Here is a 20,182-nt window from a genome sequence, read left to right as displayed (position 1 = left end):
CGTGGCCGTGGGCGCGCACGGGCATTCACCCGCCGTCGGGCGCGCCGGTGCCGTCAGCCTTAGGCTAGCCCTGTCGTGTCCCGCCCCCTCGTGATGCCTGCGCCGTTCCTGCCCATCTCACTGCGCCTCTTGCCGATTGCCGCGCTGCTGGCCGCCGGCTGCGCCTCGTCGCCGCCCGGCGTCGACGCCCAGTGGCGCGCGCCCGATGCCGGCCCGGCGCTGGGTGGCGGCGCACGCGTGCTCGTCGCCTGCGAGGCCGCCGAGACGGCGCTGGTGCGGCTGTGCGTCGAACGTCTCGCCGCCGAGCTGACGGCCCGTGGCGCGCGCGCCGTGCCCGCGCCCGACGCACCGCCGCCCCCGGCCGGCGGGCCGCGCGACGACGCGCGTTACGTCGTGCTGGCGCGCCAGGCCGGCGCGCAGGCGGTCTGGGTCGGCAGCGTCTCGGCCGCACCCGCCGAGCCGCGTGCCGGGGGCATGTCGATCGGGCTGGGCGGGTTCCACATCGGCGGAGGCGGCAGCGGGGTCGGCGTCGGCGTGACGCTGCCGGTGGGGGCCGCGGGCGGCGCCGCCGTGCGCTACGCCGCCGAGGCGCGTGTCACCGAGGTCGCCGGCGGCCGCCTGCAGTGGACGGCGCGCGCCGCGTCGGGCGCCACGGGGGACGCCGGCGCGCAGCTGGACGCGCTGGCGCGGCGCCTCGTCGACGCCGCGGCCGGCGCCGGGCTGTTCTGAGTCCCGCCGCCCGGTGCGTCTCGTCGCGCTGATCGCGCTGCTGCACGCGCTGCTCGCCTGGCGGCTGGCCGCGCCGCTGTCGCCGGCCGGCGTGCTGGCCGTCGCCGCCGCCGCCCTGGTCTCGGCGGCGCTGATCCCGATGGCCTTTGCCGGCCGGCGCGGGCACGACCGGGCGGTGGCCGACCGCTGGTCCTGGGCAGGGTTCGTCGCGATGGGGCACTTCTCGATCGTGTTCGTGCTGACGCTGCTGCGCGAGTTCTCGCTGCTCACCGCCTGGCTGCTGGGCTGGGCGCCGCATGCACGCGACAGCGCGCTGGCGGTGCTGCTGCTGGCCCCGGCGCTGACGGCCGTGGCCCTGGCCGGCGCACGCGCCACCCCGCGGCTGCGCACCGTGCATGTCGCGCTGCCGGGGCTGCCGCCGGCGCTGGAGGGGTTCACGATCGTGCAGATCAGCGACCTGCACGTCGGCCCGACGATCAAGCGCCGCTGGGTGCAGGCTGTCGTCGAGCGCGCCAACGCCGCGGGCGCCGACCTCGTCGCGCTGACCGGCGACCTCGTCGACGGCCGCGTCGAGGACCTGCACGAAGACCTCGCGCCGCTGGCCGGGCTGCGTGCGCGCCACGGCGTCTTCGCCGTGACCGGCAACCACGAGTACTACTCGGGCGCGCTGCCGTGGATCGCGGAATGGCGCCGGCGCGGCATCGTGACGCTGGTCGACGAGCACCGCGTCGTCGAGCACGGCGGCGCGCGGCTGGTTGTCGCCGGCGTCGCCGACTTCAATGCCGCGGGTTTCGAGCCCGCGCACCGCAGCGACCCGAAGCGTGCGCTGGACGGTGCGCCGCCAGGCGCTCCCCGGCTGCTGCTGGCGCACCAGCCGCGCAGCGCCGCCGCGGCGGCCGAAGCCGGCTTCGACCTGCAGCTGTCGGGCCACACGCACGGCGGCCAGATCTGGCCCTGGGGGCTGCTGGTGCCGCTGCAGCAGCCGATCACCGCCGGGCTGCAGCGTATCGGCCGCCTGCAGGTCTACGTCAGCCGCGGCACCGGCTACTGGGGCCCGCCGCTGCGGCTGGGGGCGCCGTCGGAGATCACGCGGCTGGTGCTGGAGCGCCGGACGGCGGGCTAGGGCGGCAGAATCCACTGCCGCCCGTTGCCCGCCGGAGCCCCGATGTCCTCGCCGAATCGCCGCCGTGCCCTGCAGACCCTCGCTGCCACCGCCCTCGGCCCGTGGCTGGCCACGCCCGCGCGGGCCGAGGGCCGCACGATCCGCCTGCTGGTGGGGTTCCCGCCGGGCGGCGGCACCGACGCCATCGCGCGCGTGCTCGCCGAGCGGCTGAAGGACGAGCTCGGCGCCACGGTCATCGTCGACAACCGCCCCGGTGCCGGCGGCCAGCTCGCGGCGCAGGCACTGAAGGCGGCCGCGCCCGACGGCACGACCTTCTTGCTGTCGCACGACCACACGATCTCGATCCTGCCGCTGGTCGTGCGCCAGCCCGGCTACGAGCCCGCACGCGACTTCGTGCCGGTGGCCGGTTTCGCCAGTTTCCCCAACGCCTTCGCGGTCTCGGCTCACACGCCCGCGCGCACGCTGGGCGAGTACGTGGCCTGGGTGCGGGCCCAGGGGGGCCAGGAAGCGGTGGGCATCCCGGCGGCGGGCTCGGTGCCCGAGTTTCTCGTGCGGCTCGTCGCCCAGCGCCACGGCCTGGATCTGGTCGCGCTGCCGTACCGGGGCAGCGCGCCGATGATGTCCGACATGCTCGGCCGCCAGATCGCCGCCGGCGTGGGTTCGGTGCCCGATTTCATCGACAACCACCGCCACGGCCGGCTTCGCATCGTCGCCGTGATGGGCACGCAGCGCCTGGCCCAGCTGCCCGAGGTGGCGACGCTGGCCGAGTCCGGCGTGCCGGGTTTCGAGGAACTGCCGTATTACGGCGTCTTCGCGCCGGCGGGCACCGCCGCGGCGACGATCGACGCCTTCGGCAACGCGCTGGCGCGGGTGCTCGTGCAGCCGGCGGTGCACGAGCGTCTGAGCGCGATGGGGCTGTCGGTGGGCTACACGAGCGCGGCGCAGCTGGGCGCGCGTGAACGCGCCTACACCGCGGCCTGGGCGCGCATCATCAAGGCGAGCGGCTTGCCGCCGCCGTGACCCGTGCCGTCCTGCGGCGGGCCAGCGCACGCTGGCGCAGTTCGCAGGCCAGCGCGCTGGAGCCGGTGACCGCCACCGAGGTGCCGAGCGCCAGCGGCCACCACGAGGCGCTGGCGGTGCTCAGCGCGGCGCCGCCGACGACGGCGGCCAGCCCGAGCGTGTAGTGGTGCAGGGCAGGGCACAAGAGCAGGTTCATCGTCCGTCTCCTCGTCGTGTGGCGGGCCGCTGCAGCGTTCAGCCCACCAGGAAGTCGATCACCACCGCGCCCGGGGCGCGCTGGCGGTAGGTGGCGCGAACCTGGCCGCGGTAGTGCTGCTCGATCTGCATCAGCAGCGGCAGGGGGTCGTGGTCGTTGGCGAAACGCAGGGTCTCGCCGGGTTCGAGCGCGTCGAGCGCGCCGAAGATCGCCGCGTGGCGGAAACGCTTGGCGACGCCGCGCGCGTCGAAGACGTGGATGCCGTCCTCGGACGGGTTGGAGCAGGAGCAGGACATGGGCGGTCCGGGGGCGTTGAAGGTGCATTCAGCGTATTGCTTCCGCCGGCCCGAATCCTTAAGATGCTTCAACTATGCAGCTTCAAGCAGTCCTGCTGCCCGACGACCGGCCCGCGGCGCATGCTCGGTCCGAACCCCGGCTGATCGGCGACCTCGCGGTCTGGCTGGTCATCGCAGCCGAACTGCTGACCTTCGGCCTGCTGTTCGTGTCCTACGCCTTCGCACGCCTGCACGAGCCGGCGCTGTTCAAGTCGCTGCAGGCCACGCTGGACCTGGAGCGCGGGGCGCTGAACACGGTCTTGCTGGTCAGCGGCAGCGCCGCGGTGGCGCATGCGGTGGCCGCCTTCGAACGCGGGCGTGTCGTCGCCGCCCGGCGCTGGCTGCTGGCCGCGCTGGGCTGCGGACTGGGCTTCACGCTGCTGAAGTCGGCCGAGATCGCCGCCAAGGTGGCCGCCGGGGCCGACCTGTCGGCCAACACCTTCTGGATGTTCTACCTGGTGCTATCGGGCTTCCACCTGCTGCACGTGGTCGCGGCGGCGGTGTTCCTGGCGATCGTCTGGTGGCTGGCGGGGCGCGGCGCCTACGGGCCGGGCCGTACCCACGTGCCCGAGACCGCGGCGGCGTTCTGGCACATGGTCGACCTGCTGTGGATCGTTCTGTTCCCGCTGCTGTACGTGATGAGGTGACCGTGTCGCGCATCGATCTCGTCTGGGCCGGCCTCGTGGTCGCCACGCTGCTCAGCTTCGCCGTCGGCGAGTCGGCCAGTGCCGGGGGCGGCGCGGCCTGGCCGGTGTGGCTGGTGTTCGCGCTTGCGCTGGCCAAGGGCGCGGCGGTGGCGCTGGACTTCATGGGGCTGGCCACGGCGCCGGCGCTGTGGCGGCGCCTCGTGCTCGGCTGGCTGGGCAGCGTCGTCGCGCTGGTGCTGCTGGCCTGGTGGCTGGCGCGCGCCTGACACGAACGCGGGGGAGTCCCCGGGCCGCGGGGTTTTCGGCCCGCCACGCGGGCCGGAACATGCCGCCATGGACACGCCCAAGCCCGACTCCACCGCCTCGCAGGTCCCCGCCTCGGCGCGCGCCGCGCTGGCGGCGCTCGTCGAACTGCGCGACGAGCTGCAGAAGATGCACGCCGAACTCGAGTACCTGCGCCTGATGCTGCGGCTGGGCGCACGCGACTGACGCGGCGGCCACGATCGGGCTGCCCCGAAACGTGACGGAATAAGACCGAAGATCACCGCCGGGTGATATTCCGACATACTTCGTTGAATCTCGTGACGGCGCCGTCATGAAACTCCCTGGAAATAAATGATGAGGGGATTTGGGGGCGCTATTTGAGGTATTCGCCGGGGTGCGACCTTCCTAAGCTGACGGCACTTGGAAGGAGCGCCCATGAGCACCATCGGATCCCTCGCCTCGGGGTACATCAATCCCCAAACCGGACTCGGCGCGTACGAGCGCAACGTCAAGGCCTTCGGCCCTGTCGTGGCCACCGCGATCGGGGCTGCGGACGCCACCAGCGGCGCCTGCCAATCCACCTGTTCGTTCAGCAGCGACGCGCTCAGCGCGCTCGACGACTGGGTCGACATGGGCGTCGACACCGTGGCGTCGGTCGGCGACACGCTGGCCGGGGCGGCTCAGGCCGTGCAGAGCGGTGTCGGCGACAGCGTCGACGGTTTCCAGGGAGCGTTGGACAGCATCGTCGACACCGTCACCGGCGCCGCCAAGGGGGTTGCCGACACGGTGGGTGATGCCGTCGAGAGTGTCGAGGACTTCGTCTCCGACGCTGCCGACACGGTGTCCGACGCGACCGACGCCGTCGTCGACGGCGCGGGCGACCTCTTCGACGGCATCGTGGACACGCTGGACACCGTCGCGGGCTACGCGGCGATGGGCGCGCTCTCGATCGGGCAGGCCCTCAATGAAGCCGTCTGATCGCCGCCGGGCGGCGGCCGTGCTGGCCGCGGCCACGCTGCTGCCGGGCTGCTCGATCATCTCGCCCGTGCCCGCGCTGGAGCTGGCGAAAGCCGCCAGCGGCGCCGTGCAGCACGCCATCCTGTACGGCCCGAGCCAGGCGTCGAATACCGTATTTCATGCCCCGCTGGAGGTTTCGGCGCTCTGCATCGAATATCGCCCGGACGCCCAGATCGTCGATTTCGTGCCGTCCCTGCAGGCCGAGCTGAAGAAACGCCAGGTGGACAGCCGGGTGTACGAGGCGGGGACTCCGCTGGAAACCTGCAAGGCCTGGCTGAAATACAGCGCGGCGATCGACTGGGATACCGCCCTGTTCGGCGGCGAGTACCGCCCCTATCTGCGCCAGGCGTCGCTCACGCTGCAAACCTCGAACGGCCGCACGCTGGCGTCGAGCCAGTACCGGCTCGAAGGCCGGCTGGAGGCCGGCAAGTGGTCCTCGACCCGCGAGAAGCTCGCCCCGGTGGTGTCCGCACTGCTCACCGGCGACTGAGCCCGCCCCCCAACCATCCGCCCAAGAGGCCCGTCATGAACCGTCCCATCCTCTGGCCGATTGCCGGCCTGGCCGCCGCCCTGGCGGGCGGCTGCGCCGACACGCCGACGTCGCAGCTGCGTGTGCCGACCGCGGTGACCGCCGTCGCGCCGCCGTCTTATGTCGAACGTGCGCCCACCGGGTCGCTGTTCCAGCCCGGCGCGCCGATCGCGACGCTGTTTTCCGGCGAGAAGCGGCCGCGTTCGATCGGCGACACGCTGAAGGTCGAGATCGACGAGAAGCTGTCGGCCAACCAGAAGGTGGCCACCGATACCAGCCGCGAGAACAAGGTCGCGACCAAGGGCCCGGGTACCGAATCGGAGAACGTGCGCGGCGTGCTCAAGAGCCTGATGAACCTGGACGCCGAGGCCAGCGGCAGCGACTCCTTCGTCGGCAAGGGCACGACCGAGAACTCCAACCGCTTCACCGGGCGCATTGCCGCATCGGTGATCAACGTGCTGCCCAACGGCCACCTCGTGGTCGCCGGCGAACGCAGCATCGCCTACAACGAGGGCGTGACGACGCTGCGTTTCTCGGGCGTGGTGAACCCCGACGACATCAAGGCCGGCAACGTGGTCGCGTCGGCCGACATCGTCGACGCGCGGCTGGAGGCGGTGGGCCGCGGCGGCGTGGCCGACACGGCGTCGCGCAGCTGGATGCAGCGTTTCCTCAGCAAGGGGCTGGCGATCTGGTGAGCACGCCGTCGAGCCAGGCGTCGATCGTGCCGGCCAGTTCGGCTTCGCGGCGGCGCATCAGCCAGTGGCCGGCGTCGAGTTCGAGCACGCGGTTGCGCGGGTCACGCGCGATGCGTTCGAGCCAGCGCCGCGACTGGAAGGCAAACGGCTTGCGCCGCCCCCACGCGTAGAGCATCGGGCAGGACGGCACGAACACCGTCGGACGACCGAAGCCGCCGGCAGCACCGAACCACTGCACGGCGTAGGGCCAGCCCATCGCGGCGGTCGCCGACCGAGGCTCGGGCGCGTGAAACAGGCGTGCAGCGCTGCGCGCGACGGCATCGCCGGCACGACCGCCGACTCGCCAGGCCGAGGCCAGGGTCAGCTGGTAGGCCAGGGCGCCGAACTGGCCGCGCCAGCCCATCTCGGCCCGGTTGGCCCTGGAGCCGGCGTCGCCGCCGATGTCCATCGCGACGATGGCGCGCACGCGTTCGGGGTGGCGTTCGGCGAACCGGTAGCCGAAGAAACAGCCCCAGTCGTGCAGGACCAGCACCACCGGCCGCGCCGGGCTCGCGGCGTCGGCCACGGCGAGCAGCGTCGCGACGATCTCGTCGAGCGAACGCGCGCGAGGGTCGTCGCCGGGCGCGAAGCCGGGCAGCGTGAAGCGGGCGCAGCGCCGGCGCGGGGCCAGAGCCGCGACCAGACCGTCCCAGACGGTGTGGCGGTCGGGCCAGCCGTGCACGAAGAGCAGCAGCTCGTCGCCACGGCCTTCCAGGTGGACGGTAACGCCGCCGGCCGGCCGCGTCGAAGCGTCGAGGGCCGGCGGCGCGGCCGTCACGGTTTGCGGCCGAGCGCGTGCGCCGCTTCGCGCACGTCACCCACCTTCTTCTGCGTCTTGCCTTCGGCCTGGCGCGCCAGGCCCTTGGCCTGCATCTCGCGGTCGCCGATGGCTTCGCCGGTCTTGCGCTGGATCTTGCCGGCCATGTCCTTGGCGCTGCCCTTCACGTGGTCGCTGTTCATGATCGTCGCTCCTGGTGTCGCGGCACGGGCCGCATGAGCAGCAGGATGCGTGGTTCGCGCCGCCCCGCCTGCCGGCGGGCGGCGCGAACGAGGGTGGGATCAATCCTACGACCGTCGCGACACTGCCTGTTTGTTGAGCAATCCAGGGAAAACCCTCGGGCCACAGTCACTTGCGCGCTGCGCCCCAGGGTTGTCCACAGGGATACCCAGTGCGGCCGGGGACAGTCTGGTCAGCGGCGCAGGCCTTTCGGGGCGATCTCGTAGAGCGTCGTCGTGTCGCTGCTCTCGTGCGCCACCGCGAGGTAGTGACGGCCCCGGGCGTGGAAGGCGTGCAGGCCTTCGGGCGAGACGTCGCCTTCGCCGATCACCATGCCCAGGTAGCTGGGGGCCGTCGGTTCGCTGACGTCGAAGGCGGCGATCGCAGCCTTCTTCGTGCGCTCCAGGCCGACGAAGGCCAGCGTGCGGCCGTCGACTTCCAGCAGCGCCACGCCCTCGGGTTCGACACCCTTGTTGTCGCTGCGACCGTCGTCATAGACGCCCAGGCGGATGGCCTCTGCGTCGAGCAGGCTGCCGCTGTCCCAGACCAGGCGGCCGCTGGCGTCGCGGATCGAGATCGAGCGTGCGCCGAAGGCCACCAGGTGCTCGGGCGTCGACGTCACGTTGTCGTAGGTCAGGCGAAACAGCTCGGCGGGGCCGGTGGACGGCACCAGGCGCGCGGCATCGCTGCTGCCGGCCGAGCCGCGGCGCTCGTCCTCGCCGTCGGCGCTGCCGTTGTCGCGGGCGTCGCCTTCGTTGGCCATCACCAGGTAGCTGCGGCCGCGCACGCGGTAGCTCGCCACCGAGTCCGGCTGGTACAGGCCGAAGACCGGCACCGTGCGCAGGAACACGCCGTTGTTCGTCGCCGGGTCGGCCGCGTCCTTGTCGTTGGGGTCGATGCCGTTGCCGGGCAGGCTGAAGTCCTTCTCGCCCAGGCCGACGATCTTCACGAAACGTCGGGCCTTGATGTCCAGCAGCGCGAGGCCGTTGGCCTCCTGCAGCGTCACCCAGGCGCGGCGGCCGGCAGCGTCGATGGTGATGTATTCGGGCTCGGGGTCGTAGGCGCTGTAGCTGGCGGGCTGGGTGGCGCGCGTGCCGGTGGCCGGGAACAGGCGCAGCTGCTCGTAGCCGGGGATGTCGGCGGTGATCGGCAGCGTCGTCACCGAGCGCTCGACGATGTCGACGATGCTCACGCTGCCCACCGGGTCCTCGGCGCTCAGGCCGGCCGGCGTCGGCCGCGCGTTGGGCGTGCCTTCGTTGGCCACGAGCAGCGTGCGGCCGTCGGGCGCGAAGCTCAGCATGTCGGGCAGCGAGCCCACCGGGATCGGGTTGCCGAGCTGGGCGCGGGTGCGGGTGTCGAACAGCACGACGACGCCGGGCAGCGTGCGGTCCTGGCCGTTCTCCACCGCCAGCGCGGCGACGCCGCGCGCGATGGCGACGCTGTTGACGGTCCCCAGGTGCGAAACGTCGAGGTGCGCGACGAGCTGGCCGCTGGCGCGGTCGAGCACGTCGACACCGACCACGCCGGCGACCCACAGCGTGTCGCTGCGCGCGTCGTGGGCGACGATCTCGGCCTTCTGGCCGGCGGCGCCGGTGGCGGCGTGGGCGTACTGCCAGACGCGCTGCAGCGCGAAGTCGGTGGCCTGTGCCGGCAGTGCGGCGGCGCAGGCGAGGGCGGCAACGGCGGCCAGCCGGGTCGGGTTCAGCATCGTGGGGCTCTCGGGAGGTCGAAGACGACCGCGCAGCGTGCCCGGCGGCGATGGCAGTTGCGTGACGGCCGGCGTCGCCGCGGCCCCGCGGGCGCGGGGTCCGGACCGTGCAGCCCGTCACGCCAGCGGCGCCTGCGCGGCAAGTTCATCCTGTGAACAGGGGAACGATGTGCGGCCGTTCGCATCCGGGCACTCAACTCCCCCGCGCGGGCCGCCGAAGCACCGTCATCGGCGCTCCCGGTTCGTTCGAACTCCGGGGGCGCATCGGTTCGCATCAACGGGAGTGTTCGCGATGAAGACCTGGAGCGATCTGCGCATCGGCCTGAAGCTTGGCCTGGGCTTTGCCCTCGTGATGGTGGCGACGGCCGTCGTCGCCGTGTTCGGCCGTTACGCGCTCGAAGGCGTCGGTGGCCAGGTGCACGAGCTCGTGGAGCACCGGCAGGCCAGCGTCGGCATGGCGCGCGACGTGAAGGACGAGCTCAACGTCGTCGCGCGTGGCGTGCGCAACGTGGCCCTGCTCGATGATCGCAAGCAGATCGACGCCGAGATCGAACGCATCCGCGGTTGCGAGACGCGCATCGCCGGGCTGCTGGAGCGCCTGCAGGCGGGCGACCGGGACGGCGAGGCGGGCAGGCGCCTGGACGCGGTGCAGGCGTCGCGTACGGCCTACACGCCGCTGCTGACGCGGGCGCTGGAACTCGCCGCCGCCGACCGCAGCGACGAGGCGCGTGACCTGCTGCTCAAGGAGGTGCGCCCGGTGCAGGCGGCTTACCTGAAGTCGCTGGACGCCTTCGTCGAGCACGAGGTCCTGCGCATGCAGGCCAGCGCCTCCGACACCGAAGCGGCCATCGCGCGTGCCGGTACGGTGATGCTGCTGGTCGCGCTGGCGGCGCTGGGCTGCGGCAGCGCGCTGGCCTGGCTGATCACGCGCAGCGTGACGCGGCCGCTGCGCTCGGCGCTGCAGGTGACCGAGCGTGTGTCCGCCGGTGACCTGTCCGGGCCGGTGCCGGCCGGCAGCGCCGACGAGCTCGGCGTGCTGCTGCGCTCGCTGGACGGCATGCAGGCCAGCCTGCGGCAACTGGTCGGCGGCGTGCGCGGCAATGCCGAGAGCGTGGCCACCGCCAGCGCCGAGATCGCGCGCGGCAACCAGGACCTGAGCCAGCGCACCGAGGAACAGGCCGGCGCGCTGCAGCAGACCGCGGCGACGATGGAACAGTTGGGCGCCACGGTGCGCCAGAACGCCGAGAACGCACGCGAAGCGAACTCGCTGGCGCACGGCGCGTCGCAGGCCGCGCTGCAGGGCGGCGCCGCGGTCGACGAGATGCTGGGTTCGATGAAGGGCATCACGACCTCGTCGCGCGAGGTGGCCGAGATCGTCGGCGTCATCGACTCGATCGCCTTCCAGACCAACATCCTGGCGCTGAACGCGGCGGTGGAGTCGGCGCGGGCCGGCGAAGCGGGCCGCGGTTTCGCCGTCGTCGCTGCCGAGGTGCGCACGCTGGCACAGCGCAGCGCCGACTCGGCGCGCCAGATCCGCACGCTGATCGGCCAGAGCGTCGAGCGTATCGACGCCGGTGCGGCGCAGGCCGAACGTGTCGGCCGCACGATGCACGAGGTGGTGCAGGCGATCGGCCGTGTGACCACGGTGATCGAGTCGATCAGCGCCGCCAGCACCGAACAGAGCGACGGCATCTCCCAGGTCGGCGACGCCGTCGGCCAGATGGACACCGTGACGCAGCAGAACGCCGCGCTGGTGGAGGAGAGTGCCGCCGCCGCCGAAAGCCTGCGCGTGCAGGCCACGCAGCTGGTCGGCGCGGTCTCGCGCTTCCAGCTGCCGCAGCCGGCCTGAAACAAAAGAGCCCGCCGGGAGGCGGGCTCGTCAGCTGCCGCGGTGCGGATTCAGCCGCAGGCGCCGATGTGGCCGCAGTTGGTGCACTTGGTGCAGCCGTCGATGTGGTGCATGTCGTGCGCGCCGCACTCCGGGCACTTGGAGCCGGTGCCGGCAGCGAACTGCATGCCCGCGGCCGGCTTGGCCGCGGCCGCATTCTCGGCCACGGCCGGCGCCGGGGCCGGGGCGGCCGTGCCGGCGGCGTAGGCGCGCGCCAGTTCACGCACCGGCAGCTGCGCGCCCGACGCGGTGAGGTAGCCGCGCGCGTGCAGCAGCTGCTGCACCGCATAGGCCAGCGCCGCGACCTCGGAGTCGTGGAAACGCGGGATCTGCGTGCCGTCGCCGCGCACCAGCATGCCGCTGCGCACCGCGCCGTTGGTCCAGGCGATCTCGCGCAGGTTCTCCAGCGCCTTCTCGATCGACGCGCCCGAACGCGCGGCCAGCGACAGCAGGCGCATCGCGCCGTCCAGCCACTGGTCCTGCTCGCCCTGCAGCAGGAACTCGACCGGGCGCTCGATCGTCACCTTCTGGCCGTCGACGACGCCGTCCACCGGCAGGAAGCCGACGGTGACGTACATCGAACGCTTGCCGGCCTGGGTCCACATCTCGACCTTCTCGGTCACGCTGGAGATGCGGCCCACCGGACGGCCGACGTGTTTGGTCAGCGGGTCCTCGTCGCGCGGCGTGGCCTCCGTGGCGGCGGGGGCCGCGGCCGGCGTGCCGACCGACAGCACCGAGCCCAGCACCGAGTTCGGACGGTAGGTGGCCAGGCCCTTCAGGCCGGCCTTCCAGGCGTCGAGGTAGAGGTTCTGGAAGTCCTCGTAGGGGTAGTCGGCCGGCACGTTGACCGTCTTGCTGATCGAGGTGTCCAGGAAGGGCTGGACGGCCTCGAGCATGCGCATGTGGTCGTTGGCCGACATCTCCAGCGCGGTGACGAACTGCGGCGGCAGCTGCGCCACGTCGCCGCCGAGGTGGCGGAACAGGCGCCAGGCGCGGTCGGCGACCTCGAAGATGCGGTGCGAACCGTCCGCTTCGCGCTTCTTGCGGTTGTAGGTCCAGGAGAACGGCGGCTCGATGCCGTTGCTGGCGTTGTCGGCGAAGGCCAGCGAGATCGTGCCGGTGGGCGCGATCGCCAGCAGGTGGCTGTTGCGGATGCCGTGCTTGCGGATCGCCTTGCGGATGGATTCCGGCAGGCGCTTGGCAAAACCGCTGGCCAGGTACTTGGTCTTGTTCAGCAGCGGGAAGGCACCCCGTTCGCCGGCCAGCTCGACCGACGCGAGATAGGACGCGTCGCGCATCGTCTCGGCGATCCTCGCGGCGAGTGCGCGGCCTTCGTCGCTGTCGTAGCGGATGCCCAGCATCACCAGCGAGCTGCCCAGGCCCAGGAAACCCAGGCCGACGCGGCGCTTGGCGGCGGCTTCGGCACGCTGCTGCTCCAGCGGCCAGTAGGTCACGTCGAGCACGTTGTCGAGCATGCGCACGCCCACGCGCACGACGGCGGCGAAGCCCTCGAAGTCGAAGTGCGCGTCATCCGAGAAGGCGCCGACGACGTGGCGCGTCAGGTCCACCGAGCCCAGGCAGCAGCAGCCGTAGTCGGGCAGCGGCTCCTCGGCGCAGGGGTTGGTGGCCTCGATCGTCTCGCAGTAGTGCAGGTTGTTCTCGCGGTTCATCTGGTCGATGAACAGCACGCCCGGCTCGGCGTGGTCGTAGGTCGACCGCATGATCTGGTCCCAGACCTCGCGTGCCTTGACGCTGCGGTAGACCCACTTGCCGTCCTCGCGCTGGCGCGCGCCGGCAGCGACCAGTTCCTCGTGCGGACGCGCGGCGTGCACGAGCTCGAACTCGGCGTCGGCGATCACCGCCTTCACCAGCGCGTCGGTGACGCCGACGCTGATGTTGAAGTTGCGCAGCTCGCCCTTGTCCTTGGCGTGGATGAAGGCCTCGATGTCCGGGTGGTCGCAGCGCAGCACGCCCATCTGCGCGCCGCGGCGCGCGCCGGCGGACTCGACGGTCTCGCAGGAGGCGTCGAAGACGCGCATGAAGGACACCGGGCCCGAGGCGCGCGAATGCGTCTGCGTGACGAGCGCGCCCTGCGGGCGGATGCGGCTGAAGTCGTAGCCGACGCCGCCACCGCGACGCATCGTCTCGGCGGCTTCGGTGACCGCGGTGTAGATGCCGGGCTTGTCGCCTTCGTAGCCGGTGATGGAGTCGCCGACCGGCTGCACGAAGCAGTTGATCAGCGTGGCCTGGATATCGGTGCCGGCGGCCGACATGATGCGGCCGGCGGGCACGAAGCCGCGCTGCATGGCCCACAGGAACTCGGCCTCGCGCGCGGAGCGTGCGTCCTCGGCCTCGATGGCCGCGAGCGCGCGGGCGACACGCGCCTGCACCTGCGCGATGTTCTGTTCGTCGCCTTTGGCGTACTTCTCCAGCAGGGCGACGGTGGCAATTTCCTGGGGTTGCAGGGCGTCGAGCAGGTGCTTGTCGGGTGCGTTCATCGGCAACGGAAAGGGCGACGCCGCGCAACGCGCGGCGTGGGGTTGAGGGATTCGGGGGTGGGTGGCGCGGCGGCGTCGTCGGAGTGCAAGAAAGACGACCCGCCACGGGCTGCCGGCTCGAGGGCGACGGTGACGGCGCCACCGGCTGGCCCTCTCGGGCGCCGGCCGGGCGCGTCGGGAGCGGGGCGGATTTTAGTTCAAGGCCGGCGCCCGCGCGGCCGGGCCGGCGCTTCGCCGACCGGGTCGCGACAAGGGTCTTGACGGCCGCCGGCGAACGTGCCGGACGGCCGGCTTCGGCCCGTTCCGGCCCGCTGTGGCGGCGTGGCGCGGGTAAGCACCAGATACCCGTCTGGGTATCTGAGCTAGGATGTTCACATGTGTAACGCTCCGCCGTCCGTCGTACGCCCGCCACGCCTGCGGCGCTGGGCTGCCGCACTCGCGCTGGCCTGTGCGCTGTCGCTGGCCGGCGCGGCCGAGCTCGCGCCCGGTGAGCCGATGCCCGCCTGGTCGCTGCAGGACCAGAACGAGCGCGCCTGGAGCGTGCAGCCGCAGACGCGCCTGCTGCTGTTCGCCGCCGACAAGGCCGCCAGCGACCTTGTCGTCGCGGCGCTCGGCGCCGAGGGCGGGCCGGCGCTGGCCGCCGCGCAGGCGCAGTACCTGGCCGATGTGCACGCGATGCCGGCGCTGGTGACGCGGCTGTTCGCGCTGCCGGCGCTGCGTGCGCTGCCGTATCCGGTGGGCCTGGTGCGCGACGAAGCCGCCGCCAGCCTGCCGCGCCGGCGCGGCGAGGTCACGCTGCTGGAGCTGGCCGAGGACGGCCGGGTCCGGGCGGTCGCCCACGCCGCGGACGTCGCGGCGCTGCGCCGCCGCCTGGGCCTCGACGCACGCTGAGCCGGCGTGCATGCCAAGACGAGAGGAGACACCGTGAACCATCCCCCGAGCCTGCCGCGCCAGGCCCCCGACGCCGACCGCCGTCGCTGGCTGGCCGCTGCCGCGCTGCTCCCGGCCGCCGCCGCGCTGAACCCGCGGCCGGCCGCGGCCGCGCGCCTGCCGACGCGCGCCCACGTCGTCATCGCCGGCAGCGGCCTGGGTGGCATCGCGGTCGCCAACCGCCTGAGCGCGGCGCTGGACGGTGTGCGCATCACCCTCGTCGACCGCAAGGAAGAACACAACTACCAGCCGGGCTACACGCTGGTGGCCACCGGCGTGTGGCCGGTGTCCAAGGTGCGCGACCGCAATGCCGACTTCCACCCCGAGGGTGTCGAGTGGGTGCACGACATGGTGGCCGAGTTCGACCCGGCGTCCAACAGCCTCGTCACCGCCGGCGGCCGGCGCATCGCCTACGACTACCTCGTCGTGGCCACCGGCGTGCACCTGGACTACGACCAGATCGAAGGCATGGACGTCACCGCGATCGGCCGCCACGGGCTGGCCAGCGTCTACAACGGCCCGCAGGCCGCCGAGGCCACCTGGAGCGCGATGCGCGAGTTCGCCGAACGCGGCGGCGAAGCCTTGATGACGCTGCCGGCGACGCCGCTCAAATGCGCCGGCGCGCCGCTGAAGACCACCTTCATGCTGCGCGACCGGCTGCGCCAGGCCGGCACGCTGGAGCGCAGCCGGGTGACGTTCATGTCGGCGCCGAAGAACGTCTTCGGCGTCAAGCCGGTCAACGACAACGTGCTCGAGCGCTGGCAGCAGCTGGGCATCGCCGTCGAGACCGGGCAGCGGCTGGCCGCGGTGGACATCGGCGCGCAGCGCGCGAGTTTCGTCGGCGCCGACGGCCGCCGCACCGAACGCGGCTACGACTTCCTGCACGTCGTGCCGCCGATGCGTGCGCCCGACGTCGTCAGGAACAGCGACCTGGCCTGCAAGGACGGCCCGTTCGCCGCCGGCGGCTGGCTGGAGGTCGACAAGACGACGCTGCGCCACCGCCGCTACGCCAACGTCTTCGGCGTCGGCGACATCAACGGCACGCCGCGCGGCAAGACCGCGGCGACGGTGAAGAAGTCGGCCCCGGTGGTCGTGCACAACCTGGTGCAGCTGATCGCCGGCGCCGAGCCCGACGCCGTGTTCGACGGCTACACCTCGTGCCCGCTGATCACGCGCGAAGGCTCGGCGATGCTCATCGAGTTCGACTACGAAGGCCGGCTGACGCCGTCGCTGCCGATGATCGAGCCGCTGCAGGACAGCTACTTCGCCTGGTTGATGAAGGTGCGGCTGCTCAAGCCCGCGTACCTGTCGGTGCTCAAGGGCCGCGTCTGAACGGAGAACACCATGTACGAGATCTGGCTCGCCGCGAACATCGTCTGGGAGATCGTGCTGGACGTCTGGCCGGGGGTCGCCGCGGCTGCCCTCGCCTGGCTGCTGGTGCTGGTGGCGGCCGCACGGCAGCCGCGCCGCTGGGCGGCCGCGCTGCGCCCGGCGGCGCTGGCGGGGCTGGCCGGCCTGGTACTCGCCTTCCTGGCGGTGCCCTCGCTCACACGATCGTCGCTGGGCGAACTGGCCTACTGGGTCGACTGGGCCAACCTGCTGGCCATCGCCGCGGGTGCCGGTGCCGCCGTGCTGGCCTTCGCCTGGCCGCTGCTGGCGATGCGCGGGCGCGGCGGCTGAGCGCGCGCCCGGCCCGGTTCAGCGCGCCGTCTGCGGCGAGCGCGCGAACAGCCCGACGTCCAGCCCCTGCGCGCGCAGGCGCTGCATCAGCGCCTCGTAGCGCGCCGGCTCGACCTGCGGCGTGCGCGACAGCACCCAGGCGTAGGCGCGGCGCGGGTCGGTGATCGCCACCAGCGTGTAGTCGGCGTCGAGGTCGACGATCCAGTAGTCGCCCCAGACGAAAGGCAGCCAGGACAGCCACTCGGGCGCGAACCGCACCTTCAGCGTCGGCGACTCGGGCCCGCCGACCTGGCGCGCCTGGCCCAGCGCCTCGTCCATCGTGCCGTCGGCCAGCCGGCAGCGGTTGCGCACCTGCAGCGTGCCGTCCTCGCGCAGCGTGTAGTTCGCGCTGGTGTCGGCGACGCACTGGCGCTGGAAGCGGTTGGGGAAACGTGCGACCTCGTACCAGGTGCCGAGGTAACGCGGCACGTCCAGTCGGTCGATGGTGCGCAGCGCGCCGGCGGCGGCCGGGGTTTCGGTGGCGGTCGGCGCGGTGGCCGTGGGGGCGCCGGCGCCGGCCGTGGAGCAGGCCGCGGCCAGCAGCAGGGTGATCAGGGGTTTGTTCGTCATCGGCGGGATCATCGCCGAGGGCCCGGTTCCCGTGCTGGATCGCCGTCAACGGCCGCACTGAGGAACAATCGCGCCCCCGCAGCGTGCCGCCGGCGCGCCTGCCGCCGTCGCCCACCGCATGAGTCTTGCCGAGATCCGCGCCGCGCTGGCCGCCGAACAGGCCGCCACGCCGTCCTACTTCGACTTCAAGGTCGAGCGCCTGGAGCGCGACGGCGCGCTGTGGCGCGTCACGCTCGAGGCCGGCTACGTCTATGCCGAGGGCCAGCGGCCGGGTGCCGCCTCGGCGCAGGCGCTGCTCGACGAGAGCCTGGACGGCGCCTCGGCCTGGTGGGGCGAGCCGCACAAGGGCGCTGCCGCGGTGCTGGCGGTCGTCGTCGAGGACGACCAGCTGATCCTGCACAACGCCAGCGGTCCGCCGCCCGGGCCGGGGCGGCTGATCCGCGTCTACCCGCCGCGTTTCCTCGACGCGCTGGTCGCCGCCTGGGACGACGGCGAGTGGGCGGCGCGGGCCCTCGAATGCGAGGCCGTGCTGTCCCGGCCGGCCGAGACCGCCGCGCCGGCGCTGACCGGCGCGCCGTTTCGCTGGCTGCGCGCGGCCCAGCGCCAGGCGCTGGCGCTGCCTCGCTGGACCGGCAGCTTTCTCTGGGGCCCGCCGGGCACCGGCAAGACGACGACGCTGGGCGTGCTGCTGGCCGAGACGCTGGACGCCGAGCCCGAAGCGCGTGTGCTGCTGCTGTCGACGACCAACCAGGCCGTCGACCTGGCCACCGTTGCCGTCGACAAGGCGCTGGAGAAGGGCCGCCGCGAACGCTGGCGCGAGACAGTGCGCCGCCTCGGCACGCGCTTCAACCCGGCGCTGTACGAAGGCCGCGAGCACCTGATCCCGAACGCCGACCGGGCGCTGCTGGCCCGCCTGGCGCGTGCCGAGTCCGAACGCCCCCCGGCGCGCGACCTGGAAGCGCTGGAGGCCTGGAGCCGGCGCGTCGCCGAGCTGCGCAACGAGCTTCGGGCCGCCTCGCTGGCCGTGCTGCGCGCCAGCCGGCTGGCGGCGATGACGACGGCGCGCGCCGTCGCGACGCTGAAGACCTTGCGTGAACTGGCCGACGACGGCGCGCCGCCGTTCGAGCTGATCGTCTTCGACGAGGCCAGCCAGGTGCCGCTGGCCCAGGCGCTGGCGCTGATGCCGCTGGGCAGGCGCTGCCTGTTCGCCGGCGACCCGAGCCAGCTGTCGCCGGTGCAGCGTGCGCCCGAGCGCGAGGCGCGGCGCTGGCTGGGGCGTTCGCCGTTCGCGGCGATGCCGCGGCGCTCGCCTTCGGTCGTGCTGCTGGACGAGCAGTCGCGCATGGCCGCGGCGATCGGCGCGCTGGTCGGCGACCTCTATTACGACGGTGCGCTGCGTGTCGCCGCCGACGCCGAGGCCTCGCCCGGCTGGCAGGCGGCGCGCCGGCGCGTGCTGGGTCCGGCCGGCGAGGACGTTCACGTGCACGTCGAGCCGGTGGCGCGCGACGGCGGCTGGTCGGCGGCCTGGCGCGGGCCGGTGCGGCCCGAGTCGGCCGAGGCGATCGTCGCGCTGGTGGCCGACGCGCTGGCCGGCGGTACCTGGCAGGCGCACGAGATCGTCGTGCTGACGCCGTTTCGCGCCCAGCGCGCGCTGATCCGTCAACGGCTGGAAGCCGCCGGCGTGGCCGGCGTGCGCGTCAGCACCGTGCACCGGGCCCAGGGCAGCGAGGCCGCCGCGGTGCTGTTCGACCCGGCCGACGGCGGCCAGCCCTTTCTGCAGACCGAGGAAGCGGCGCGCCTGGTCAACGTCGCGCTGAGCCGCGCCCAGGCCAAGGTGATGCTGTGGCTGTCGCCGGCCGACCGCGCCAACCCGCTGCTGGCGCCGATCGTGCGCCGGCTGCGCCTGGCCGGCGACACGCGCGAGGCGGCCGACCTGCTGGAGCTGGCGCGCGCGCCGGACTTCCCGGCCGGCATCGCCGGCCGGCGTGTGCGCGCCGGGCGCCACGTCGGCGAGGTGCAACGCATCGCGCCCGACGGCAGCCGTTTCTGGCTGGCCAACGAGCGCACCGGCGCGGAGCAGGAGATCGACGCCGGCTTCTGGCGCGCCAGGGCACGTGCCGCCGGGCGCTGAACGCTGTCAGCCCAGCGTCGCCATGTCGACGACGAAGCGGTAGCGCACGTCGCTCCTGAGCATGCGCTCGTAGGCGGTGTTGATCTGGTCCATGCGGATCGTCTCGGTGTCGCTGACGATGCCGTGCTGGGCGCAGAAGTCCAGCATCTGCTGCGTCTCGCGGATGCCGCCGATCAGCGAGCCGCCCAGGCGGCGGCGCTTGAAGATCAGCGCGAAGACGTCGGGCGAGGGGTGGCGCTCGGCCGGTGCACCGACCAGCGTCATCGTGCCGTCGCGCTTGAGCAGCGCGAGGAAGGCGTTCAGGTCGTGCGGCGCGGCCACCGTGTTGAGGATGAAGTCCAGCCGGCCGGCCTGGCGGCGCATCTGCTCCGGGTCCTTCGAGACCACGACTTCATCGGCGCCCAGGCGATGGCCGTCGGCGATCTTGTCCGGCGAGGTGGTGAACAGCACGACGTGCGCACCCAGCGCGTGCGCGAGCTTGACGCCCATGTGGCCCAGGCCGCCCAGGCCGACGATGCCGACCTTCCTGCCCGGGCCGGCCTCCCACTGGCGCAGCGGCGACCAGGTCGTGATGCCGGCGCACAGCAGCGGCGCGACGCCGGCCAGTTGCGACTCGGGGTGGCCGATGCGCAGCACGAAGGACTGCCTGACGACGATGCTCTGCGAGTAGCCGCCGAAGGTGTTCTCGCCGCCGAACACCGGTCCGTTGTAGGTGCCGGTGAAGCCGCTGTCGCAGTACTGCTCCTCGCCTTCGGCGCAGGACGGGCAGTGGCCGCAGCTGTCGACCATGCAGCCGACGCCGGCCAGGTCGCCGACCTTGAACTTCGTCACCGCCGAGCCGACGGCGCTGACGCGGCCGACGATCTCGTGGCCGGGCACCGAGGGGTAGAGCGTGTTCTTCCACTCGTTGCGCGCGGTGTGCAGGTCGGAGTGGCAGACACCGCACCAGAGGATGCGGATCTGCACGTCCTCGGGGCCGGGTTCGCGGCGTTCGATCGTGAACGCGCCGAGCGGGGCGCTGGCGTCCTGCGCGGCATAGGCCTGGATCGTGGGCATGGCGGCTCCTGGTGCGAGGGTGGGGCGGATGGGGCCACGGTCGGCGGGGCCGTCACGCGGCACCCGTACGATAGCGGCCGAGGCGAGCCCG

At 72.9% G+C, this 20,182-nt stretch carries 22 protein-coding genes; 14 read left to right on the top strand and 8 right to left on the bottom strand.

What is annotated here, in order from left to right:
- Window positions 1-75: 75 nt before the first annotated feature.
- The 3 genes from EV684_RS20750 to EV684_RS20740 are packed head-to-tail and all read left to right on the top strand — an operon-like array spanning window position 76 to window position 2,872.
- Complete coding sequence (locus tag EV684_RS20750; protein ID WP_132649251.1) at window positions 76-729, top strand: hypothetical protein; 654 nt, start codon at window positions 76-78, stop codon at window positions 727-729.
- 13 nt (window positions 730-742) lie between these two features.
- The gene (locus EV684_RS20745; protein WP_132649250.1) at window positions 743-1,852 is read left to right on the top strand and encodes a metallophosphoesterase; all 1,110 of its coding nucleotides are present in this window, start codon (window positions 743-745) and stop codon (window positions 1,850-1,852) included.
- Between the two features lie 42 nt (window positions 1,853-1,894).
- Complete coding sequence (locus EV684_RS20740; protein ID WP_132649249.1) at window positions 1,895-2,872, top strand: Bug family tripartite tricarboxylate transporter substrate binding protein; 978 nt, start codon at window positions 1,895-1,897, stop codon at window positions 2,870-2,872.
- On the opposite strand, the gene EV684_RS20735 is transcribed toward EV684_RS20740, so the two are convergent.
- Window positions 2,844-3,068 carry a hypothetical protein gene (locus tag EV684_RS20735; RefSeq protein ID WP_132649248.1) on the bottom strand — a complete coding sequence of 75 codons (225 nt, stop codon included), beginning with the start codon at window positions 3,066-3,068 and terminating at the stop codon, window positions 2,844-2,846. The two genes, EV684_RS20740 and EV684_RS20735, sit on opposite strands and share 29 nt — an antisense overlap.
- 38 nt (window positions 3,069-3,106) lie before the next feature.
- Window positions 3,107-3,364, bottom strand: coding sequence for a DUF2249 domain-containing protein (locus EV684_RS20730; RefSeq protein WP_132649247.1), 258 nt, complete (start codon window positions 3,362-3,364; stop codon window positions 3,107-3,109).
- Window positions 3,365-3,438: 74 nt separating this feature from the next.
- Between EV684_RS20730 and EV684_RS20725 the strand changes: the two genes are divergently transcribed.
- The 6 genes from EV684_RS20725 to EV684_RS20705 all read left to right on the top strand — a co-directional run bounded on the left by EV684_RS20725 (window position 3,439) and on the right by EV684_RS20705 (window position 6,555).
- Window positions 3,439-4,050 carry a cytochrome c oxidase subunit 3 gene (locus EV684_RS20725; protein WP_132649246.1) on the top strand — a complete coding sequence of 204 codons (612 nt, stop codon included), beginning with the start codon at window positions 3,439-3,441 and terminating at the stop codon, window positions 4,048-4,050.
- Between the two features lie 2 nt (window positions 4,051-4,052).
- Entirely contained in the window at window positions 4,053-4,316 is a 264-nt protein-coding gene (locus EV684_RS20720) for a cytochrome C oxidase subunit IV family protein (RefSeq protein WP_132649245.1), read from the top strand.
- 67 nt (window positions 4,317-4,383) lie between these two features.
- Complete coding sequence (locus EV684_RS24090) at window positions 4,384-4,539, top strand: hypothetical protein (RefSeq protein WP_165908552.1); 156 nt, start codon at window positions 4,384-4,386, stop codon at window positions 4,537-4,539.
- A gap of 210 nt (window positions 4,540-4,749) precedes the next feature.
- Window positions 4,750-5,292, top strand: coding sequence for a hypothetical protein (locus EV684_RS20715; RefSeq protein ID WP_132649244.1), 543 nt, complete (start codon window positions 4,750-4,752; stop codon window positions 5,290-5,292).
- Entirely contained in the window at window positions 5,279-5,821 is a 543-nt protein-coding gene (locus EV684_RS20710) for a cell division protein FtsI (RefSeq protein WP_132649243.1), read from the top strand. The genes EV684_RS20715 and EV684_RS20710 overlap by 14 nt, the downstream gene beginning before the upstream one ends.
- A 35-nt stretch (window positions 5,822-5,856) precedes the next feature.
- Window positions 5,857-6,555, top strand: a complete 699-nt coding sequence (locus EV684_RS20705) for a flagellar basal body L-ring protein FlgH (RefSeq protein WP_132649242.1) — start codon at window positions 5,857-5,859, stop codon at window positions 6,553-6,555.
- Here EV684_RS20705 and EV684_RS20700 read toward each other — a convergent pair.
- The 3 genes from EV684_RS20700 to EV684_RS20690 all read right to left on the bottom strand — a co-directional run bounded on the left by EV684_RS20700 (window position 6,530) and on the right by EV684_RS20690 (window position 9,299).
- Complete coding sequence (locus EV684_RS20700) at window positions 6,530-7,372, bottom strand: alpha/beta fold hydrolase (protein ID WP_132649241.1); 843 nt, start codon at window positions 7,370-7,372, stop codon at window positions 6,530-6,532. The two genes, EV684_RS20705 and EV684_RS20700, sit on opposite strands and share 26 nt — an antisense overlap.
- Window positions 7,369-7,554, bottom strand: a complete 186-nt coding sequence (locus tag EV684_RS20695) for a CsbD family protein (protein ID WP_132649240.1) — start codon at window positions 7,552-7,554, stop codon at window positions 7,369-7,371. The genes EV684_RS20700 and EV684_RS20695 overlap by 4 nt, the downstream gene beginning before the upstream one ends.
- Window positions 7,555-7,784: 230 nt before the next feature.
- Complete coding sequence (locus EV684_RS20690) at window positions 7,785-9,299, bottom strand: choice-of-anchor I family protein (RefSeq protein WP_132649239.1); 1,515 nt, start codon at window positions 9,297-9,299, stop codon at window positions 7,785-7,787.
- 292 nt (window positions 9,300-9,591) lie between these two features.
- On the opposite strand from EV684_RS20690, the gene EV684_RS20685 reads away from it, so the two are divergent.
- The gene (locus EV684_RS20685; protein ID WP_132649238.1) at window positions 9,592-11,148 is read left to right on the top strand and encodes a methyl-accepting chemotaxis protein; all 1,557 of its coding nucleotides are present in this window, start codon (window positions 9,592-9,594) and stop codon (window positions 11,146-11,148) included.
- 50 nt (window positions 11,149-11,198) lie between these two features.
- On the opposite strand, the gene EV684_RS20680 is transcribed toward EV684_RS20685, so the two are convergent.
- Entirely contained in the window at window positions 11,199-13,685 is a 2,487-nt protein-coding gene (locus EV684_RS20680) for an adenosylcobalamin-dependent ribonucleoside-diphosphate reductase (protein ID WP_132649237.1), read from the bottom strand.
- A gap of 375 nt (window positions 13,686-14,060) precedes the next feature.
- On the opposite strand from EV684_RS20680, the gene EV684_RS20675 reads away from it, so the two are divergent.
- The 3 genes from EV684_RS20675 to EV684_RS20665 are packed head-to-tail and all read left to right on the top strand — an operon-like array spanning window position 14,061 to window position 16,295.
- On the top strand, window positions 14,061-14,576 hold the full coding sequence (locus EV684_RS20675; RefSeq protein WP_132649236.1) for a hypothetical protein: 516 nt from the start codon (window positions 14,061-14,063) through the stop codon (window positions 14,574-14,576).
- 33 nt (window positions 14,577-14,609) lie between these two features.
- Entirely contained in the window at window positions 14,610-15,947 is a 1,338-nt protein-coding gene (locus tag EV684_RS20670) for an NAD(P)/FAD-dependent oxidoreductase (RefSeq protein ID WP_132649235.1), read from the top strand.
- A 12-nt stretch (window positions 15,948-15,959) separates the two neighbouring features.
- Complete coding sequence (locus EV684_RS20665; RefSeq protein WP_132649234.1) at window positions 15,960-16,295, top strand: hypothetical protein; 336 nt, start codon at window positions 15,960-15,962, stop codon at window positions 16,293-16,295.
- An 18-nt stretch (window positions 16,296-16,313) separates the two neighbouring features.
- On the opposite strand, the gene EV684_RS20660 is transcribed toward EV684_RS20665, so the two are convergent.
- A complete protein-coding gene (locus EV684_RS20660) occupies window positions 16,314-16,904 on the bottom strand; it encodes a lipocalin family protein (RefSeq protein WP_132649233.1) in 591 nt (196 codons plus the stop codon).
- A gap of 118 nt (window positions 16,905-17,022) precedes the next feature.
- Here EV684_RS20660 and EV684_RS20655 point away from each other — a divergent pair, with 118 nt between their 5' ends.
- Window positions 17,023-19,035 (top strand): DEAD/DEAH box helicase, encoded by a 2,013-nt coding sequence (locus tag EV684_RS20655; RefSeq protein ID WP_132649232.1) that lies wholly within the window; start codon window positions 17,023-17,025, stop codon window positions 19,033-19,035.
- Between the two features lie 6 nt (window positions 19,036-19,041).
- Here the strand turns inward: EV684_RS20655 and EV684_RS20650 are convergent, their stop codons facing one another.
- The gene (locus EV684_RS20650; RefSeq protein ID WP_132649231.1) at window positions 19,042-20,091 is read right to left on the bottom strand and encodes an NAD(P)-dependent alcohol dehydrogenase; all 1,050 of its coding nucleotides are present in this window, start codon (window positions 20,089-20,091) and stop codon (window positions 19,042-19,044) included.
- Window positions 20,092-20,182 lie beyond the last annotated feature (91 nt).

This window comes from Rubrivivax gelatinosus, from assembly GCF_004340905.1.
Lineage (GTDB): Bacteria > Pseudomonadota > Gammaproteobacteria > Burkholderiales > Burkholderiaceae_C > Rubrivivax > Rubrivivax gelatinosus.
The sequence above is the reverse complement of the archived record's forward strand: the minus strand, read 5'-3'. Positions and strand labels throughout refer to the sequence as shown.

What these genes read in the sequence shown, in the direction of transcription:
- EV684_RS20675 (WP_132649236.1), top strand. Translation starts at nt 14,061, where the DNA reads ATGTGTAACGCTCCGCCGTCCGTCGTACGCCCGCCACGCCTGCGGCGC.
- EV684_RS20665 (WP_132649234.1), top strand. Translation starts at nt 15,960, where the DNA reads ATGTACGAGATCTGGCTCGCCGCGAACATCGTCTGGGAGATCGTGCTG.
- EV684_RS20695 (WP_132649240.1), bottom strand. Translation starts at nt 7,554, where the DNA reads ATGAACAGCGACCACGTGAAGGGCAGCGCCAAGGACATGGCCGGCAAG.
- EV684_RS20690 (WP_132649239.1), bottom strand. Translation starts at nt 9,299, where the DNA reads ATGCTGAACCCGACCCGGCTGGCCGCCGTTGCCGCCCTCGCCTGCGCC.
- EV684_RS20715 (WP_132649244.1), top strand. Translation starts at nt 4,750, where the DNA reads ATGAGCACCATCGGATCCCTCGCCTCGGGGTACATCAATCCCCAAACC.
- EV684_RS24090 (WP_165908552.1), top strand. Translation starts at nt 4,384, where the DNA reads ATGGACACGCCCAAGCCCGACTCCACCGCCTCGCAGGTCCCCGCCTCG.
- EV684_RS20655 (WP_132649232.1), top strand. Translation starts at nt 17,023, where the DNA reads ATGAGTCTTGCCGAGATCCGCGCCGCGCTGGCCGCCGAACAGGCCGCC.
- EV684_RS20685 (WP_132649238.1), top strand. Translation starts at nt 9,592, where the DNA reads ATGAAGACCTGGAGCGATCTGCGCATCGGCCTGAAGCTTGGCCTGGGC.
- EV684_RS20660 (WP_132649233.1), bottom strand. Translation starts at nt 16,904, where the DNA reads ATGACGAACAAACCCCTGATCACCCTGCTGCTGGCCGCGGCCTGCTCC.
- EV684_RS20735 (WP_132649248.1), bottom strand. Translation starts at nt 3,068, where the DNA reads ATGAACCTGCTCTTGTGCCCTGCCCTGCACCACTACACGCTCGGGCTG.
- EV684_RS20710 (WP_132649243.1), top strand. Translation starts at nt 5,279, where the DNA reads ATGAAGCCGTCTGATCGCCGCCGGGCGGCGGCCGTGCTGGCCGCGGCC.
- EV684_RS20680 (WP_132649237.1), bottom strand. Translation starts at nt 13,685, where the DNA reads ATGAACGCACCCGACAAGCACCTGCTCGACGCCCTGCAACCCCAGGAA.
- EV684_RS20725 (WP_132649246.1), top strand. Translation starts at nt 3,439, where the DNA reads ATGCAGCTTCAAGCAGTCCTGCTGCCCGACGACCGGCCCGCGGCGCAT.
- EV684_RS20650 (WP_132649231.1), bottom strand. Translation starts at nt 20,091, where the DNA reads ATGCCCACGATCCAGGCCTATGCCGCGCAGGACGCCAGCGCCCCGCTC.
- EV684_RS20705 (WP_132649242.1), top strand. Translation starts at nt 5,857, where the DNA reads ATGAACCGTCCCATCCTCTGGCCGATTGCCGGCCTGGCCGCCGCCCTG.
- EV684_RS20730 (WP_132649247.1), bottom strand. Translation starts at nt 3,364, where the DNA reads ATGTCCTGCTCCTGCTCCAACCCGTCCGAGGACGGCATCCACGTCTTC.
- EV684_RS20740 (WP_132649249.1), top strand. Translation starts at nt 1,895, where the DNA reads ATGTCCTCGCCGAATCGCCGCCGTGCCCTGCAGACCCTCGCTGCCACC.